Consider the following 18,085-nt stretch of genomic DNA (forward strand, 5'->3'; position numbering starts at 1 on the left):
ATTGATTAAATGACAGAAGTCTCGATAAGAGGCTTCTGTTTTTTTATGGATAGAAAGTCTTATCCTACTGTAAATTCTTTACATAATGTCATTGATAATGATTATCAACTAGGTTATCATATTATTGTAAGTTTCTATAAAAAAGTAATATTAACATTAAAAAGATAAATATATTCATTGTAGTAATGAAATGTTATATAAAAAGAGGTGAATTATTTATTTTTTAAATCGTAATGATTATGCTTATAGATTCAAAATTTTAACAGACGGGGAGTTAGATTATGAATAAATTATCAGTTAAAGATTTAATTACAGTAGGTATTTTTACAGCGATATATTTAGTAGTGTTCTTTGTTACGTTTATGATTGGTTACATACCATTTTTAATACCGTTTGTAGGATTCATTTGTGCGATTGTATGCGGTATTCCGTTTATTTTATATGTTATGAAGACAGATAAATTTGGCATGGTGACATTGTCTGGAACGATTTTAGGTATTGCTTTTACAGTGATGGGCAGTGGCTTAATTATGATTCCGTTTGGCATTATCTTTGGTTTGATTGGTGACTTCATTATGAAATCTGGTGGATATAAAGAGTGGAAATCTATTGCTTGGGGCTATGCTATTTTCTCGTTATGGATGATGGGATTTGTCGTAAGAATGTTTATTGCAAGAGATCAATACTTTAAAGAGATCGGGAAGTCTTACGGTCAAGATTACGTTGATGTATTAGAATCTATTACACCTTTATGGACATTACCTGTGATGTTTATTTTAACAGTGATTGGTGGTCTTATTGGTGCTTGGTTAGGCAAGAAAATGTTTAGTAAACATTTTAAAAAGGCGGGACTTGTGTGAAGACGGTTGTTGGTTCTTTAAAAGATCATAGGAACATTGTCGCAAAGTTAGACCCTAGAACTAAGATCGCTTTAACGATTACGATAAGTACGATTTTAATATCAAGTGGTAGTTCACAAAGTATTTTAAGAGTATGTTTAACGTTATTTTCACTTGCATTATTATTATCTATTCATAAGATCAGTTTGTTTATTAAATGTGCAGTTACTTTTTTGGTGCTGATAGGCATTCAATATTGGGTTATCCCTTATGCAGAAGGCATGATTAAATTTATTCTGCTCGCATTTGTTGGAATCTTTATGAATATGTTTCCTGGGTTTATCGTTGGCTATTACACGTTATTCTCTACAAAAGTAAGTGAATTTATAGCAGCTATGGAAAAAATGAAATTACCTAGAAATATCATCATTCCAATATCTGTGATTTTTAGATTTTTCCCGACGATTGCTGAGGAATATCGAAATATTAATTATGCTATGAAAATGCGAGGTATAAACTTTTCGAATCATTTTTTTAAAATGATTGAATATAGAATGATTCCGCTTATTATATCTGTTGTTCAAATAGGGAATGATCTTTCTTTTACAGCGATGACTAGAGGGATTGATTCTCCCTTTAAACGGACGAATGTATGCGTCGTGAAATTTAAACTACTTGATATATTGTTACTCATTGTCATGGTGATATTATGGATTATTTATTTTAAGGAGAAGTTGTTTAATGATTAAATTTGATAATGTAACGTTCAACTATGCTTCTTCAGAAGAACCAGCTATTCAAAATGTCTCACTTCAAATTAAACAAGGTGAATTAGTCGTGTTCTGTGGTAAATCAGGTAGCGGGAAGTCTACCATTGCTAAATTGATAAATGGCTTAATACCTAAAGTTCAACATGGAGACATCAGTGGACATGTTTACTTGGATGGACGCAATATATCGGAAATTGAGATGTATCAATTATCACAAATGGTAGGTAGTGTATTTCAAAATCCGAAGACACAATTTTATAACGTTGATACGACAAGTGAGCTTGCATTTAATTTGGAAAATCAAGGTATTGATCAAACGGTCATTATTGAAAAGATAAAAACAGTTATGAACCAGTTTAAGATTGAGCACTTATTGGATCGCAATATATTTGAGTTATCAGGTGGCGAAAAACAAATCATTGCATGTGCGACAGTGCTTATTACTAATCCAGATGTTGTCGTATTAGATGAGCCATCTTCAAATTTAGATATGTATAGCATTAAGAAATTAAAAGAAATGATTTGTTATTTGAAAGAACGTGGTAAAACGGTCGTACTGATTGAACATCGTTTGGACTATATTATGGATGAGGCAGATCGTGTCTTTTATATGGAAGACGGCTCGTTACATGCACGTTATCCAATAGATGCATTTAAATCACTAGATCGTGATGAACTTGAAAGCATGGGTATTCGATACGGACAAGAGGATCGATTACAACATGAGCCACAGTTTGGTGATCATGTCATGGAAATGCATAACTTTACTTATACGTATGACAAATTTAGTAAAGAGAAACAATTAGATGTGAATGAAATAGTCATACCAAAAGGTGAAGTAGTCGCGATTATTGGCGATAACGGAAGCGGTAAATCAACCTTTGCTAAATGTTTATGTGGTTTGCTGAAGGATTTTAAAGGTCATGTGACGTATGACGAGAAGCGACTTAAACAGAAACAATTATTAAAGCAGAGCTATATGGTTTTCCAAGATGTAAACACACAATTATTTACGGAAAGCTTGGAACAAGAATTACAGCTATTAAATGTTCAAGTAACGGAAACACAAGTTGATGACATGTTAGAAAGTATGAATTTGTTAGATAAAAAACATGAACATCCATTGTCACTTTCTGGTGGCGAAAAACAAAGAATGGCCATTGCTACGGCAATATTGAGTGGTAAGGAAATCATTATATTTGATGAACCTACTTCAGGGCTTGATTTATATCATATGAAAAAAGTCGCGAAAATGATTAATGACATCCATGACAAAGGAAAGCAAATCTTTATCATTACACATGATAAATCATTGATATTAGAGATTTGTACATATGTCTTACATTTTGGAGATGGCCGTCTTATTAATCAGTTCGCATTGAATCATCAAGGCATCGATCAATTAAATCATTACTTCGATGTATAAATCGCATCAATGAGAGGAGTCAGTAAAGTATGAACACCGATGAACATTGGATAAAATCATTACTCATATTTGGACAAGATGCTAAATGGAAGATTGTCTTATCTGTTGTATTGTCTATTATTAGTGTGTTTTCAGGATTAGTGCCTTATTGGACGGTATATAAAATCATACTATTAATGATTGATGGAAATACAGAGATGAATCAAGTTATTTATTATATAAGTATCGCAGTAGGTGCTTATGTGATACAGGTTATTTGTTTCGGAAGTTCGACGATGTTATCGCATGTGACAGCTTATGATATTTTATCTAATATTAGAAAGCAATTGGCACATAAATTAATGCGTTTACCTTTAGGTGTAGTAGAATCTAAAAAAATTGGTGAACTTAAAAGTCTATTTGTCGATAAAGTAGAAACGATTGAATTACCGTTAGCGCATATTATTCCAGAAGTAGTAGGTAATTTATTACTGTCTATTTCTATATTTGTTTATATCGTTATTATCGATTGGCGTATGGCTTGTGCCATGTTGATTACGGTGCCGATCGCATTTTTTGCTTTCAAAAAAATAATGTCTGGATATAATGAGACTTACGAAGAACAAATGGCATCGAATAATTACATGAACAGCTCAATTGTTGAATACATTGAAGGTATAGAAGTCATAAAAACATTTAATCAATCTCAAAACTCTTATAAAAAATATAAAGATGCTGTTAGTGCATATAAGACACATACTTTAAATTGGTTTAAAAGTACATGGGGCTATATGAACTTAGGAACTAGTATTCTTCCATCGACTTTTCTAGGTGTGCTACCACTAGGTATGTATTTAATTTCAATTGACCAGTTGAACTATGCAGAATTTTTTATTTGCTTAGTACTGTCTTTAGGTGTTGTCGCACCAATCAAGAACTTTACGAATTATGTTAATCAATTAAAATCAATCCAATATGCGATTACTGAAGTACGCCAAGTATTGAATTTAGAAGAACTTGAAATCTCGAAAGCATTTAAAGAACCTAAAAATCATCAAATCACATTTAATGATGTTGGGTTCTCTTATTCAAATGATAAAGATAACTTAGTATTTAATCATTTGTCGTTTGATATTCCGGAGAAGACTTTTACAGCAATTGTTGGTGCATCTGGTAGTGGTAAGTCTACGATTGCGAAATTATTATCAAGATTCTGGGATGTAACGTCCGGAGAAATTGATATCGGTGGTGTAAATATTAAAGATATTGAACCTAAGAAACTGAACGAATTAGTTGGTTTTGTAGGGCAAGATAACTTCTTATTAAATCTTACGTTTAAAGAAAATATTAAATTAGGTAATCCGGAAGCATCGGATGAAGCGGTTGAAGAAGCGGCTAAATTAGCGCAATGCCATGAATTTATTACGAAATTGCCAGAGGGCTATGATACGAATGTAGGTTCAGTTGGTGATAAATTATCGGGCGGTGAAAAACAACGTGTCACAATAGCGAGAATGATCTTGAAAGATGCACCGATTATTGTATTAGATGAAGCGACAGCTTATGTTGACCCAGATAATGAACAAAAAATTCAAGCTGCATTAAATGCTTTAACTCAAAATAAGACGCTCATTGTGATTGCCCATCGATTATCTACCATTAAACAAGCAAATCAAATTATTGTGTTAGGTCATCAACAAATTCTTGAAAAAGGTGACCATGCAAGATTATTGGATATGAACGGTCACTATAAACAAATGTGGGATATGCACATCGGTGCGAAAGATTGGGGGGTCTCTTCTTAATTTGTAATGCATTCAAATATAAAGGAGGATTAACATGTTTCAGATTACATTTAAGATTTTAAAGTGGGCGACACCTTATAGATCAAGAATGATTTTAGGATTTGTAATGTCATTTATTAATTCTATTTTTATCGCCTTACCAATCTTCTTAGCTGCCCAAGTGTTTAACCGTGTGCTATCTCATAAACAAATTGAAATGTATGAAATTATGAGCGTGTTAGGCATCATGATTTTATTAGTATTAGCAAGATTTGTGACAGCTTATTTAAAGAATAGACTTCAAGAAAGTATCGCCTATGAAATGAGCGCGAAAGAACGTTTAAATATTGGTGATAAACTTAAGAATGTAAGACTAGGGTATTTTGAAGACCATCAAACAAACGAACTCGCAACGGTTGTTACAACAGATTTAACGTTCTTAGAAAATTATGCCATGAAGATGATCGATATTGTCGTAAACGGCTATATATTAATTACTGTATTAATTTTGTCGCTTTTAGTTGTATCTTGGGAAGTGTCACTATTAGCACTTATTGGCGTAGTTCTATCTTTACTTTGTATTCATTTATTAGAAAAGAAAAGCCACCAAAACGCACCTCATTATCATCATGCTCAAAATCAACTTGTTGAAAAAGTGCTAGAAGTCGTTCGAGGTATTCAAGTTATTAAATCATTCTCAAAGGAAAATACAAGTCTACAAAGTTTTAACAAAGCAGTAGATGAAAGTAAACGCGTGAATACAAAAATTGAATTACAATACATACCGTTTAATTTATTACATTTGTTGAGCTTAAAGATTGTTTCTATCGTCATAGTATTAATCGCATGCTTATTATATATTAATCAAAGCATTGATTTACCAACACTCATTATGATTTCAATCTTTTCATTTGTAATATTTGAAAGTGTGGAGAATGTAATCAGTGCAGCACACGTGTTAGAAATGATTGATATGACGTTAAATGATATTGAAGAAATTAAGAATGCACCTATATTAGATGAAACAGGAAGAGATATCGAAATCGATAACTTTGATATTGAATTTGATCATGTCAGCTTCTCGTACGGAGATCACCAAGTGATTAATGATGTGAGCTTTAAAGTAGGGTCGCAAACATCTACAGCAATCATTGGACCGTCAGGAAGCGGTAAGTCTACCCTCTGTAATTTGTTGTTAAGATTTTACGATGTAGACGAAGGTACGATTCGAATAGGCGGTATCGATATTCGAGATATGACACTAAGTACACTGATGTCTCATATTAGTGCCGTGTTTCAAAAAGTCTACTTATTTAATGATACAATAGAAAATAACATTTTATACGGTAAGCCAGATGCAACTAAAGAAGAAGTTATCGCAGCTGCGAAACAAGCATGCTGTCATGACTTCATCATGTCACTACCGGATGGCTATCAAACAATGGTCAATGAGAAAGGGAATAATTTATCTGGTGGAGAAAAACAACGTATATCTATTGCAAGGGCAATATTAAAAGACGCACCAATCATCATACTAGATGAAGCAACTGCGAGTATTGATCCAGAGAACGAACATCTTATACAAAGTGCAATTGATGAATTAAGCAAAGGTAAAACAGTTATCACAATCGCACATAAAATAGGAACAATTAAAAATGCCAATGAAATCATCGTATTAAACGAAGGAGAAATCATACAAAAAGGGGATCACGAAACACTCGTGAATCAATCAGGCACTTATCAGAACTTCATCCAAATCAAGACACAATCAGAAGGTTGGAGATTGTAAGAATAAACCAGTAGCATCCCATATGTGGAATGCTACTGGTTTTGGTGTTTTAGGAGAAAATACATTCCTATTCTATTTAATATAATCAGATTATGTTGCAATAAAAAAATAAGTGTGATAGTATTTATTTAACTTTTAATAGTTGAGTAAACGATTACTCAACTATTAAAAAATATCATTTGAGTAATCGTTTACTCACAAGGAGGGGTTATTTTGAAATTAGCATTATTTCCATCTATGATGTGTGCCGATTTTAAAAATTTAGAAAAAGAAGTTAAAGATTTAGAAGATGCTAATGTAGATGGATTTCACATTGATTTCATGGATGGTCAATTCGTTCCTAATTTTGGCATGGGACTACAAGATTTAAATATTATAAGAAAATTGACTCATAAGATAGTTGATGTGCATTTAATGATAAAAAATCCGGGAGAATACATTGATTTATTTGTCAAAGAGAATGTGGATATTATTTATTTTCATCCTGAAACAGATATGCATCCAGCTAGAACGATTGAAAAAATAAAAAATAATAATATTGAAGCTGGTATCGCAATAAATCCAGATACATCTATTAGTACAATTGAACCACTTTTAAATATTGTGGATAAAGTAATGGTAATGACTGTTAATCCAGGATTCTCAGGACAAAAATATTTAGATTTTGTAAATGAAAAAATTGATGTTTTAACATCTGAAGATTATTCAAAAAAATTTAATTATGAAGTATTTGTTGATGGTGCAATATCGCCACAAAAAGTAAATGAATTAAATAAAAAAGGTGTTAAGGGATTTGTTTTGGGTACTTCAACTTTATTTGGGAAAGATGAATCCTATAACGAGATTATTAACAAATTAAGAAAGGTTGCTAATTAATTATGAAAATTGCTATCGGAAATGATCATGTTGGATTTGAATTAAAGCCAACAATTAAAACATATTTAGAAGAATTAGGTCATGAAGTCATTGATATTGGAACAAATAGTTCAGAAAGAACTAATTATCCTGATTATGGGAAGCAAGTTGCAACTAATGTAATCGAGAAAAAGGCGGATTTAGGTATATTGATTTGTGGTACAGGTGTAGGGATTTCTATAGCTGCTAATAAAGTGAGTGGCATAAGGGCTGTAGTATGCAGTGAACCTTATACTGCTAAATTGTCTAAAGAACATAACAACACGAACATCTTAGCATTTGGCTCACGAGTCATTGGAAGTGAGTTAGCAAAAATGATTGTTAAAGAGTGGCTAGATGCTGAATTTGAAGGTGGACGACATCAAAACAGAATAGACTCAATTAGAGATATTGAAAGTGATTATCTATGCTAAATAGAAGCATTATTATGATTAGACATTGTTACATTTCTTTGTCTGATCGTAATAATTAAATTAAAGATGAAGGTGATGTTATGAATTATAAAGAAATTGCTGATTTTGTATTGGAACAAATAGGTGGAGAAAGTAATATATCATCTGTAACACATTGTGCAACTAGATTACGCTTTAGATTACGCGATGAAACAATTGTTAATGAAAATGCTTTAAATGAATCAGATGATATTATTCAAGCATTTAGTAAAAGTGGTCAATATCAAGTTATTATTGGGACAGAGGTTCCAAAAGTATATAATGAATTAATTAATAATTCTAATTTAGATGAGAGTAAAGAAGAATCTCCAGAAAAAGAAAAAGGTAATTTAGTAGCAAGGTTTTTTAATACAATTTCAAGTATATTTACCCCATTATTACCAGCGTTAGCAGGTGCTGGTATATTAAGAGGTATACTACTTTTGATAGAACAATTGGGTTGGATAGACAATAAATCTGGTACGTATGTTATTTTAACTGCTGCTTCAATGTCTGTCTTTTATTTTTTACCAATTTTGTTAGCGTTTACATCTGCGCAAAGATTTAAAGTGAATCCTTATATTGCAGCAGTTATTGGTGCAGCATTAATTCATCCAGAGCTTATCAATTTATTAGGTGATAGTGGTAACGGGAAGATGACTTCATTTATGGGAATCCCTATTATTTTAATGAATTACTCATCTACTGTTATTCCAGCTATTTTAGCTATATGGGTATATTCATATTTAGAAAAGTTTTTAGAAAAACATATTTGGAAAAGTGTCCAAATTATATTTGTACCACTAATTTCTCTGGTTATAATTGTTCCTATTACAGTTGGACTATTTGGTCCATTTGGCGTGTATGTTGGAGAAGGAATTGCTAATTTAATTAATTGGCTAAGTGAATCTAATGGTTGGATTACTGGATTAATTGTTGGTGGAATTTGGAATGTATTTGTTGTATTTGGTTTACAATGGGCAGTTAATCCAATCATGATAAGTAACATTAGCGCAATGGGATTTGATAAAATTGTTCCATTAACAGGTGCCGCTAATTTCGGTATCGCAGGTGCTGCATTTGCTGTACTTTTAAAATCCAAGAATAAAAAAATGAAATCATTTAGTTTATCAGCTTTACTTTCAATCTTCTTCGCAGGTATCACAGAGCCAGCAATTTACGGTGTTGGAATGAAATTGAAAAGACCATTTATTGGTGCATTAATAGGTGGTGCAGTAGGTGGCGCATACATTGGAGGAATGGGCGTAAAATCTTATGCATTTGTATTTGGTGGATTAACAACTCTACCAGCATTTGTTGGTACTACTTTCGTTCACTATGTTATTGGTTTAGCTATTTGTTTCGTTGTAGGTGCTATCGCAACTTATATGTTAGGGTTTAAAGAGCAAGAATTAGATACTAGTAAAACACAAAATATTAGTAATGAAAAATCAGAGAATACCATCAAAACTGTAGATGTATGTAGTCCGATAAATGGAAAAATAAAAGAACTGAAAGATATTCAAGATGGTGTTTTTTCAGAGGGAATGTTAGGAGAAGGCATAGCAATCATACCTGAAAAAGGAGAAATATATGCTCCAGCTGATGGACAATTGACAACGCTATTTCCAACGAAACATGCCTATGGTCTAACGTTGGATAACGGTGCAGAAATACTTGCACATATTGGAATTAATACAGTAGAATTAAATGGAAAGTATTTTGAAACTTTTGTAGAACAGGGACAAAGAGTAAAGAAAGGTCAATTATTAGCTAAATTTGACATAGATCAAATTGGTAAAGATTATGATATTTCAACCCCTATATTGTTAACAAACAAAGATAATTATAAATTAGAATTAACGAAGCATGATAATAAGGACGTTTCCACAAATGATATACTTTATAAAGTAAGTAAAATATAAGTCCTTATACAAAAGTTTTATAATTGAGGAGTAATTAATTTGGATAAGAAAAACCTTTCCATTAAAGAAATTGCTGAAATAAGCGGTGTATCCGTGGCAACTGTTTCAAGAGTTATAAACCAAAATGGTAGATTCTCTAAAGAAACAGAAAAAAAAGTATTAGAAGTAATTAAAAATAATAATTATAAAACGAATTTAGTAGCTAAAAGTTTGAGAATGAAACAGACGAATACTATTGGTGTAATCGTTCCGGACATAAAAAATGAGTTTTTTGCATCTATAGTTTCTGAAATTGAGGAATATTTTTTTGAAGAAGAAAATTATACAGTATTTATTTGTAACTCAAATGGTGAAAAAGAAAAAGAATTAGATTATTTAGCTAGTTTAGATTCTAAAGGTGTAGATGGTTTAATTTATATTTCTGGTTATGATGATACTTTGCATACCTCGGTAAGAAGAAATATCCCAGTGGTTTGTATAGATAGAAAGCCTAAAGAAAATAATGAGGTAGCAATTATTGAATCAGACAACTTAGATGGTGGTTATCAAGCTACTAGTTTACTTATTGAAAAAGGTTGTAAAAATATTGTCATTTTAAAAAGTGAAAAAGACACTTCTACGAATCTAGATAGATTTGAAGGATATCGAAAGGCTATAGAGGAATCAAGTAATCATCTAAATGAAGAATTAATTATTAGTTTGAAAAAGACACATTTTAATTATGCTAAAGATGCTATAAACAAGTTGATTGAAAAAAATATAAAGTTTGATGGTATATTTGCAATTAATGATTGGTTGGCGTTAGGAGCACTTTATGCTTTGAAAGATAATAACTTTAAAATTCCTGATGAAGTTAAAATTGTCGGATTCGATAATGTTTCAATATCTAAATACAGTTATCCTAATATTACAACAGTAAACCAAAATAAAAAATTAATGGGTCGAACAGCAGCAAAGACGTTATTGGATCTGATTAATAATAAACAAACAAAAAATAAAATCCATACTAAGTTACCTATAGATATTGTCTATAGAGGTACAACTTAAGTAAAAGCTTAATAAATAAGAAAACCAGTAGCATCCCATACGTGGAATGCTACTGGTTTTTGTTTGGGAATGCACGATATCTCGCAGTCTTCGTGCACACTAAGTGAAGTTGAATAGTTAATATAAATGACAGAAGTCTCGATAAGAGATTTCTGTTTTTTGTGGATAGAAAGTCTTATCCTACTGTAAAATCTTTACATAATGTCATTGATAATGATTATCAACTAGGTTATTATATTATTGTAAGTTTCTATAAAAATTTAATAATAACATTAAAAAGATAAATATATTCATTGTAGTAATGAAATGTTATATAAAAAGAGGTGAATTATTTAATTTTTAAATCGTAATGATTACACTTTTGATTAATTTATTTGTTAGTAATCGATATTAAGATATGGCTGTGCTAGTACGAACAGCCGGAATAAACGGTATACCTATTAACAGGAAAGGAGGATGTGTAATTTATTAACTAAGTTACATACTGAGACTATGAAGAATAAAAATCTAACTAAACTTACAAAAATCATGGGGAATTATGTTTATCTGTTTTATGCTTCTATCGCAATATCTATCATTTCAAGTGTAGTGAGTCTTGGCGCTTATTTGAATGTTTATTATGTAGTGAAGGAAATGTTGACTGCAAAAAATGGATTAACTGAGCCAGTTTTTGACAATATGACGCAGTATGGTTGGAATGCAGTATTATATGTGTCGATAGCTTTTGGTTTATATGGTCTTGCACTTTTATTGTCACATATAGTTGCTTTTAACACAGTAGCGAAATATAGAATTCAACTCATTTATCACATGAAATCATTACCGTTAGGATATTTTCAAAAGCATCAAACTGGTAAATTGAGAAAACTTGTAGAAAAAAATACAGAAGAAGTTGAACATTACATAGCCCATCAAGTGCCTGATATGGCACAAGCACTTACGACACCTATAGCGTTTTTAGTACTTATTTTTATTTTTGATTGGAGATTATCACTTGTTTGTCTCATACCGGTCATCATTGGATTTATGTTGCTACGCTTTATGATGGGTGGAGAAAGTGAAAAATTCCTGGAACAATATCAAGCAGCATCTACTAGTATGGGTAATGATGTTGTGGAATATGTTCGAGGTATTTCTGTTGTAAAAGTTTTTGGACAAACAGTATTTTCATTTAAAGTCTTTAACAAGGCTATAGAGAATTATCGAGATTTTACTATAAAATACGCACTTTCAATGAGAAATGCGATGAGTGGTTATATCGTTTGTGTTTATGGAATATTTGCATTCTTAATTCCAGCTGCAATTATCTTCTTTAATTATAAATATAATCAAGTTGATATGTTATTAAGTTATATATTCTTTGCGATTTTCACACCTTTAGTTGCATTTATGTTAATGCGAATTATGGAAAGTTCGTATAAAGCAATGATTATTTTTAATGCAATGGATAATTTAGAATCAACTATTTATAGCGCACAACCTCTACCTACACGTAATAGCTTAAGAATAGACGAAAACTACGACGTAAAATTTGAAAATGTAACATTTACTTATGAAGGTATGACTAATCAAGCCATTCATGAATTAACATTTAAAAGCCCTTCAAACTCTGTCACAGCTATAGTTGGACCCTCTGGAAGTGGGAAATCGACGATATTTAATTTGATTACACGATTTTATGATATTGACGAAGGCAACGTAACCATTGGAGGTATTGATGTACGTGATTTAGAATATGATGATTTAATGTCAAATATTAGTTATGTATTTCAAGAAACAAAATTATTTAAGATGAGTTTGCTTGAAAACATTAGATTTTATCGACCTGATGCAAGTATTGAAGAGGTAGAACGTGCAGTAGACCAAGCACAGTGTCGTGAAATTATAAACAAAATGCCTCAAGGTTTAGAGACAGTATTTGGAACGAAAGGTGTATACCTTTCAGGAGGAGAAATTCAACGTATTGCAATTGCTCGTGCAATATTAAAAGATGCTCCAATTGTACTATTAGATGAAGCTACCGCTTTTAGTGATGCAGAAAATGAATACAAAATACAAAAAGCATTAAATTCAGTAATGAAAGGTAAGACGGTATTAATGATTGCGCATCGACTATCCACAATAACTCATGCGGATCAAATATTAGTAATGGATGCTGGATCTCTTGTCGAAAGAGGAAAACATGATGAGCTGATTGCACTAGATGGCGTCTATGCCAAGATGTATCGAAATTATCAAGAAAGTGTGAGCTGGAAGATAGGAGTGACAGGATGAATATTCAGCAATTATTTTCATTAACTCAACAAGGTAAGAAAGACTTATATAAAACAACGTTCTTAACAACATTACATCAAATCTCAGTTGTGTTGCCCGTTATTTTATTAGTCATGTTGGCTGAGGATATGATTAAACACATTCAAGAGTCACAAGAAGAACCCATTCTACTTTGGGGCTATTTAATTGCTTGTATTATCCTATTAGCCATAATCTTTGTTATTTATTTAGTAACGTACCAACAAATGTATATTAATTCTGGGACAGAATCAGCGAAAATGCGATTGAGAATGGCCGAGAAGTTTCGTAAATTGCCACTATCATATTTAGGAGAAAAAGATTTAAGTGATTTTACAAGTACATTGATGGATGATGTTTCTGTTATAGAGAAACAGTTAACAAGTGATTTTGCAAACTTAGTGTCTGGTATTCTATCTAGTGGTTTTATTACAGTGATATTGGCATTTTATAATTGGCAGATGGCTTTAGCACTCTTCCTATGTATGCCTGTTTCTTTACTTTTTATTATACTTTCGAAATTTGTTACAACACCAACTAATAAGAAAAATAGACAACTCAAACTAAATATTTCTGAAAGTTTGCAAGAGTTCTTTGAGAATATCAAAGTGATTAAATCTTCCAGTCAAAAAGAACAATATATTCAAAAATTAACACATACAATTAAATCTGTAATTCCATGGGCAGTCCTATATGAAGTTCTAGTAGGGATCTTTATCTCTATCTCTTATAACATTTTAAGAGTTGGTTTAGGTATCGTTGTTCTACTTGGAACTTATCTATTAGTACAACAACAGTTGACGGTACTTGGATTTATACTATTTATCTTTGTAGCAGTACGTATTTATGACCCCTTAACGAATTCGTTATACAAAATTGGTGAATTTATTTATTCACTTGTTAGTGCAAGGCGCATTAAAAATATTTTTGAGATTGAAGAACAAGGTGGTTCTTCAAATGTTGAATTAACAAAATTTGATATCGAGTTCCGAAATGTTGCTTTTGGTTATAACGATAAAGAAGTTATCCATGGCGTTTCTTTTACTGCAAAGCAAGGTGAAATCACGGCTTTAGTCGGTCCATCTGGTTGTGGTAAGAGTACATTGGCTAAATTGTCAGCACGCTTTTGGGATACCCATAGTGGAGAAATTTTAATTGATGGTCATAATATTAATGAAATTCATCCAGAAAAATTATTATCTTACTATTCCATTGTATTCCAAGATGTCATCCTTTTTAACGATACAGTATTTAATAACATAAAGGTTGGTAATAGTAATGCAACGGATGAGGAAGTTTATCAAGCTGCCGCAATGGCAAATTGTACGGACTTTATTACACGTTTACCAGATGGATTTGAAACCGTAATTGGAGAGAATGGACAAACTCTATCTGGAGGTGAGCGTCAACGTTTATCGATTGCGAGAGCTTTCTTGAAACAAGCACCAATCGTGTTGTTGGATGAAGCGACTGCATCACTCGATCCTGAAAATGAAATATTGATTCAAAATGCTATAAGTGAATTAATTAAAGATAAAACCGTCATGGTAATTGCACATCGTCTTAAAACGATTGAACACTGTGATCAAATTGTAGTGCTTAAAGAAGGAATAATAGAAGAAAAAGGTAAACATGAACAATTGATGGCAAATGAGCATTTATACCATCATCTTGTATCCCTTCAACGTAAAAGTGGTGATTGGCAAGTAAATGAAGTATAAACAAAAGATTAATTAATTTTTATAATAATAAAACTGAGTCAAATAAGGACTAGTTGAAAAGAAAAGAGTGAGTAAAATGAAGAAAAAAATGAATACGAAAGATTATATTTTTGCCGGTGCTTTTGCTGCAATATATATCGTAATCTTAGTGGCAACTGGCATGCTTTTTGGTCTTAATCCGGTTACGTTCTTATTAACACCTTTAATAGCTGGAATTATTTTAGGGCCAGTATTTATACTTTATATTTCTAAAGTTCCGAAGAGAGGTGCGGTGTTTATTTTAGCTATATTATCTGGATTAACATTGTCATCTTCTACTATAGCACCTTTATTTATTGCTATTGTCGCAGGTATATTAGCTGAAATTGTATTAAAAGACAGAAGTAAATATACTAAGCTCAAAAATATAGTTGCTTATAGTATCTTTAATATTATTGTAGTTGGTCCTTTTACAATGCTAATATTTGCTCGGGATCAATTTATGAAGTCTTCGGAATATTATTATGGAAAAGATTATGTTGAACAATTTTCTGCACTTACACCAAATTGGATTATCCTCGTAATAGTTGCTCTTGCTATTATTGGCGGTATCATTGGAGCAATTATAGGTAATAAATTAAATAAAAAACATTTTGTGAAGGCCGGCATTGTATGAATATGATGAACACTGTAAATGTGCCATTGTATTTTAAAAAAGATGCTTTCGTAGATATTTCACCTATTACAAAAATTATCGTTTTTATTATTTCATCTATAATAATGATGCGAAGTGGATCGATACTGGGAGAATGTATTGTAGGAGGACTAACATCATTATTTTTATTGAATACTAAAGAAATGATGAAGTGTTATCTATTTGTCGTGATATTCTTTGGGACGATTGCTTTAGAAGGAATTGCTGAATTAGTTCATTTAAGTCAAAACTTTTCTTTTATTTTTATAATATTTAATGTTGTTAGAGTATTTTTACCAGCGATTGCAATGTTTTATATTTTAGCAGAAAAAACAACTACTAGTGAATATTTGGCAATGTTTAAAACCATACATATTCCAGATGCTTTTGCAGTCGCTTTTGTAGTAATGTTACGTTTTATTCCAACATTATTAGAGCATTTAAAAAATATACGACAAGCATTGGTTTTTAGAAATATTAATATCGGTCCAATTTACTTTTTGAAACATCCAATCTTATCCATAGAACGATTGGTAGTTCCGATGTTGATTTCATCCGGTAAAGTGATGGAAGAACTCTCGGCAGCTGCAATGACACGTGGATTAGATGTCGGAAGAAAGCGTACGACCATCATCAAATTCCGACTAAATATTGTAGATTATCTTGTGATATTTATAGCTATTGCACTCGTCATTATTTTTAAAGGGGGATGAACGTATGAATGCGATAGATCTTCAAAAGATTAGCGTAACAACATCTGATTCTACTAAAATTATTGATGAGTTTTCACTACAAGTAGCACAAGGTGAGTGTGTCGTTTTATGCGGAGAAAGTGGTTGTGGCAAAACAACGATTACCCGGGTAATAAATGGGTTAATACCTGAATTTTACGTTACCTTAAGGTTGGAAGGTGAAGTAAAGCACTTTGGTGCATCAATTAACGGCCAGACTATTAGTGATATAGCTAAAAATGTTGGTTCTGTATTTCAAAATCCAAAATCTCAATTTTTCAATTTAGATACTTCTAATGAATTGATTTTCGGATGTGAAAATTTAAATTTAACGCGAAAAGAAATTCTAGAGAGAACAGAAGAGACAATAGCTGATTTAAACTTAAAAAATCTAATTAATCGAAGCATATTTGAACTTTCTGGTGGAGAAAAACAACGTGTTGCCTGTGGCTCTATAATTTCTATGAAGCCTAAAATACTGCTTCTTGATGAACCTACTGCTAATTTAGATTATGAATCAATTGAATTATTAAAGATATTACTGACTAGTTTGAAGAAACTTGGCTATACAATTCTACTATCTGAGCATCGGCTATTTTGGTTAAATGGCTTAGCAGATAGATTTATATATTTGAAATCCGGACAACATCAAGCAACTTATACATTTGATGAACTATATGTGAAAAGTGAACAAGAGTTATCTACAATGGGTCTCAGAAGTATGAATATTGATTCTTTATCTAAAAAATTGAACCAATTAACAAATGAAAAATCATGGGAATTATGTCAAATTCAAAGAAATGTTGACGAAGATTCCTCACTATCTATTGAACTTGAAGAAGTAGAAGTATCTTATCACGATAAGACTGTGTTTTGTATTCCTCACCTTCAATTTTCAGGTGGCAGTATTATCGGTGTTATTGGAGAGAATGGTGCAGGAAAAACGACATTTATAAATACATTATTAGGGTTTATCAAGTATAAAGGTGCTATCAAAGAAAATAAACAGATATTAAAGAAGAAAATGTTGAATAAACAAGGATTTATGGTCATGCAGGACGTAAATCAACAATTGTTCTCAAATACACTTTTAAATGAAGTTCGTTTAGGTACAGATGCAACAGAAGAACAAGTACAACAAATCTTAAAGCAATTAGGTTTGTCTCATTTAGAGACGCGGCATCCTGCTTCTCTCTCGGGAGGAGAAAAACAACGTACAGCAGTAGCATCTGCATTGCTATCTGATAAAAAAATCATCGTATTTGATGAACCAACTTCAGGGCTCGATAGAAACTCATTAGATCAATTTTGTAATGAGATAAAGTCACTATCTTCGCCAGATAATATTATTTTTATAGTGACTCATGATATGGAAATGATATTTCAATTAGTAGATTTTGTACTACCTTGTACTAAATATAATCAATAATTTGCTTCATTGTGAAAAGTGGCGGGTAATGATACTAGAATAGTAGAAACAGAGGTGAATAATGATAACATGCAACCTATAATAAATTTATCAGATTTAGAAGAACGTATACCGGAAAATGACGTAGCACGTATAATGAAAACTTAATAAACAATATTTTCTAGGCAGCTTATTCTATATGATCTATAGAGGATAAGTCGCCTAATTTTAATTTAAATACTATTTACCATCATTATTATATTTGATTAATAATATGAATTTTCTAAACTTGCGTATTCATTTTAAAAATGTTACTTTATTTATATCGTTAAATAGTAATGATTACGATTTAGGA

15 protein-coding genes are annotated in these 18,085 nt (G+C 31.5%); all 15 read left to right on the plus strand.

Going from position 1 to position 18,085, the window contains the following annotated elements; all coding sequences use genetic code 11:
- The first annotated feature begins 45 nt into the window (after nucleotides 1-45).
- The gene (locus LQ679_RS14835; RefSeq protein WP_275589930.1) at nucleotides 46-168 is read left to right on the plus strand and encodes a hypothetical protein; all 123 of its coding nucleotides are present in this window, start codon (nucleotides 46-48) and stop codon (nucleotides 166-168) included.
- A 113-nt stretch (nucleotides 169-281) separates the two neighbouring features.
- A complete protein-coding gene (locus LQ679_RS11060) occupies nucleotides 282-860 on the plus strand; it encodes an MptD family putative ECF transporter S component (protein WP_204253152.1) in 579 nt (192 codons plus the stop codon).
- Nucleotides 857-1,588, plus strand: coding sequence for an energy-coupling factor transporter transmembrane component T (locus LQ679_RS11065; protein ID WP_239762813.1), 732 nt, complete (start codon nucleotides 857-859; stop codon nucleotides 1,586-1,588). Before LQ679_RS11060 ends, LQ679_RS11065 begins: the two co-directional genes overlap by 4 nt.
- The gene (locus tag LQ679_RS11070; RefSeq protein ID WP_239762822.1) at nucleotides 1,581-3,035 is read left to right on the plus strand and encodes an ABC transporter ATP-binding protein; all 1,455 of its coding nucleotides are present in this window, start codon (nucleotides 1,581-1,583) and stop codon (nucleotides 3,033-3,035) included. Before LQ679_RS11065 ends, LQ679_RS11070 begins: the two co-directional genes overlap by 8 nt.
- Nucleotides 3,036-3,064: 29 nt before the next feature.
- The gene (locus tag LQ679_RS11075) at nucleotides 3,065-4,819 is read left to right on the plus strand and encodes an ABC transporter ATP-binding protein (protein ID WP_239762824.1); all 1,755 of its coding nucleotides are present in this window, start codon (nucleotides 3,065-3,067) and stop codon (nucleotides 4,817-4,819) included.
- A gap of 34 nt (nucleotides 4,820-4,853) precedes the next feature.
- On the plus strand, nucleotides 4,854-6,587 hold the full coding sequence (locus tag LQ679_RS11080) for an ABC transporter ATP-binding protein (protein ID WP_239762826.1): 1,734 nt from the start codon (nucleotides 4,854-4,856) through the stop codon (nucleotides 6,585-6,587).
- Nucleotides 6,588-6,797: 210 nt separating this feature from the next.
- Entirely contained in the window at nucleotides 6,798-7,463 is a 666-nt protein-coding gene (locus LQ679_RS11085; protein ID WP_239762921.1) for a ribulose-phosphate 3-epimerase, read from the plus strand.
- Nucleotides 7,464-7,465: 2 nt separating this feature from the next.
- Nucleotides 7,466-7,915 (plus strand): ribose 5-phosphate isomerase B, encoded by a 450-nt coding sequence (rpiB, locus tag LQ679_RS11090; RefSeq protein WP_239762828.1) that lies wholly within the window; start codon nucleotides 7,466-7,468, stop codon nucleotides 7,913-7,915.
- Between the two features lie 80 nt (nucleotides 7,916-7,995).
- Complete coding sequence (locus LQ679_RS11095; RefSeq protein ID WP_239762831.1) at nucleotides 7,996-9,858, plus strand: beta-glucoside-specific PTS transporter subunit IIABC; 1,863 nt, start codon at nucleotides 7,996-7,998, stop codon at nucleotides 9,856-9,858.
- Between the two features lie 39 nt (nucleotides 9,859-9,897).
- On the plus strand, nucleotides 9,898-10,905 hold the full coding sequence (locus LQ679_RS11100; RefSeq protein WP_239762834.1) for a LacI family DNA-binding transcriptional regulator: 1,008 nt from the start codon (nucleotides 9,898-9,900) through the stop codon (nucleotides 10,903-10,905).
- A gap of 492 nt (nucleotides 10,906-11,397) precedes the next feature.
- Nucleotides 11,398-13,179 carry an ABC transporter ATP-binding protein gene (locus LQ679_RS11105; protein WP_239762836.1) on the plus strand — a complete coding sequence of 594 codons (1,782 nt, stop codon included), beginning with the start codon at nucleotides 11,398-11,400 and terminating at the stop codon, nucleotides 13,177-13,179.
- The gene (locus tag LQ679_RS11110) at nucleotides 13,176-14,918 is read left to right on the plus strand and encodes an ABC transporter ATP-binding protein (RefSeq protein ID WP_239762838.1); all 1,743 of its coding nucleotides are present in this window, start codon (nucleotides 13,176-13,178) and stop codon (nucleotides 14,916-14,918) included. The genes LQ679_RS11105 and LQ679_RS11110 overlap by 4 nt, the downstream gene beginning before the upstream one ends.
- Before the next feature lie 76 nt (nucleotides 14,919-14,994).
- A complete protein-coding gene (locus LQ679_RS11115; protein WP_196307735.1) occupies nucleotides 14,995-15,573 on the plus strand; it encodes an MptD family putative ECF transporter S component in 579 nt (192 codons plus the stop codon).
- 5 nt (nucleotides 15,574-15,578) lie between these two features.
- Nucleotides 15,579-16,304: an energy-coupling factor transporter transmembrane component T gene (locus LQ679_RS11120; RefSeq protein ID WP_275589935.1), complete on the plus strand. Its 726-nt coding sequence runs from the start codon at nucleotides 15,579-15,581 to the stop codon at nucleotides 16,302-16,304.
- A 4-nt stretch (nucleotides 16,305-16,308) separates the two neighbouring features.
- Entirely contained in the window at nucleotides 16,309-17,751 is a 1,443-nt protein-coding gene (locus LQ679_RS11125) for an ABC transporter ATP-binding protein (RefSeq protein ID WP_239762841.1), read from the plus strand.
- Nucleotides 17,752-18,085: the final 334 nt, after the last annotated feature.

Source organism: Mammaliicoccus sp. I-M35 (assembly GCF_022386455.1).
Taxonomy (GTDB): Bacteria; Bacillota; Bacilli; order Staphylococcales; family Staphylococcaceae; genus Mammaliicoccus; species Mammaliicoccus sciuri_A.

What these genes read in the sequence shown, in the direction of transcription:
- LQ679_RS14835 (WP_275589930.1), top strand. Translation starts at nt 46, where the DNA reads ATGGATAGAAAGTCTTATCCTACTGTAAATTCTTTACATAATGTCATT.
- LQ679_RS11060 (WP_204253152.1), top strand. Translation starts at nt 282, where the DNA reads ATGAATAAATTATCAGTTAAAGATTTAATTACAGTAGGTATTTTTACA.
- LQ679_RS11070 (WP_239762822.1), top strand. Translation starts at nt 1,581, where the DNA reads ATGATTAAATTTGATAATGTAACGTTCAACTATGCTTCTTCAGAAGAA.
- LQ679_RS11075 (WP_239762824.1), top strand. Translation starts at nt 3,065, where the DNA reads ATGAACACCGATGAACATTGGATAAAATCATTACTCATATTTGGACAA.
- LQ679_RS11080 (WP_239762826.1), top strand. Translation starts at nt 4,854, where the DNA reads ATGTTTCAGATTACATTTAAGATTTTAAAGTGGGCGACACCTTATAGA.
- rpiB (WP_239762828.1), top strand. Translation starts at nt 7,466, where the DNA reads ATGAAAATTGCTATCGGAAATGATCATGTTGGATTTGAATTAAAGCCA.
- LQ679_RS11095 (WP_239762831.1), top strand. Translation starts at nt 7,996, where the DNA reads ATGAATTATAAAGAAATTGCTGATTTTGTATTGGAACAAATAGGTGGA.
- LQ679_RS11105 (WP_239762836.1), top strand. Translation starts at nt 11,398, where the DNA reads ATGAAGAATAAAAATCTAACTAAACTTACAAAAATCATGGGGAATTAT.
- LQ679_RS11110 (WP_239762838.1), top strand. Translation starts at nt 13,176, where the DNA reads ATGAATATTCAGCAATTATTTTCATTAACTCAACAAGGTAAGAAAGAC.
- LQ679_RS11115 (WP_196307735.1), top strand. Translation starts at nt 14,995, where the DNA reads ATGAAGAAAAAAATGAATACGAAAGATTATATTTTTGCCGGTGCTTTT.
- LQ679_RS11120 (WP_275589935.1), top strand. Translation starts at nt 15,579, where the DNA reads ATGAACACTGTAAATGTGCCATTGTATTTTAAAAAAGATGCTTTCGTA.
- LQ679_RS11125 (WP_239762841.1), top strand. Translation starts at nt 16,309, where the DNA reads ATGAATGCGATAGATCTTCAAAAGATTAGCGTAACAACATCTGATTCT.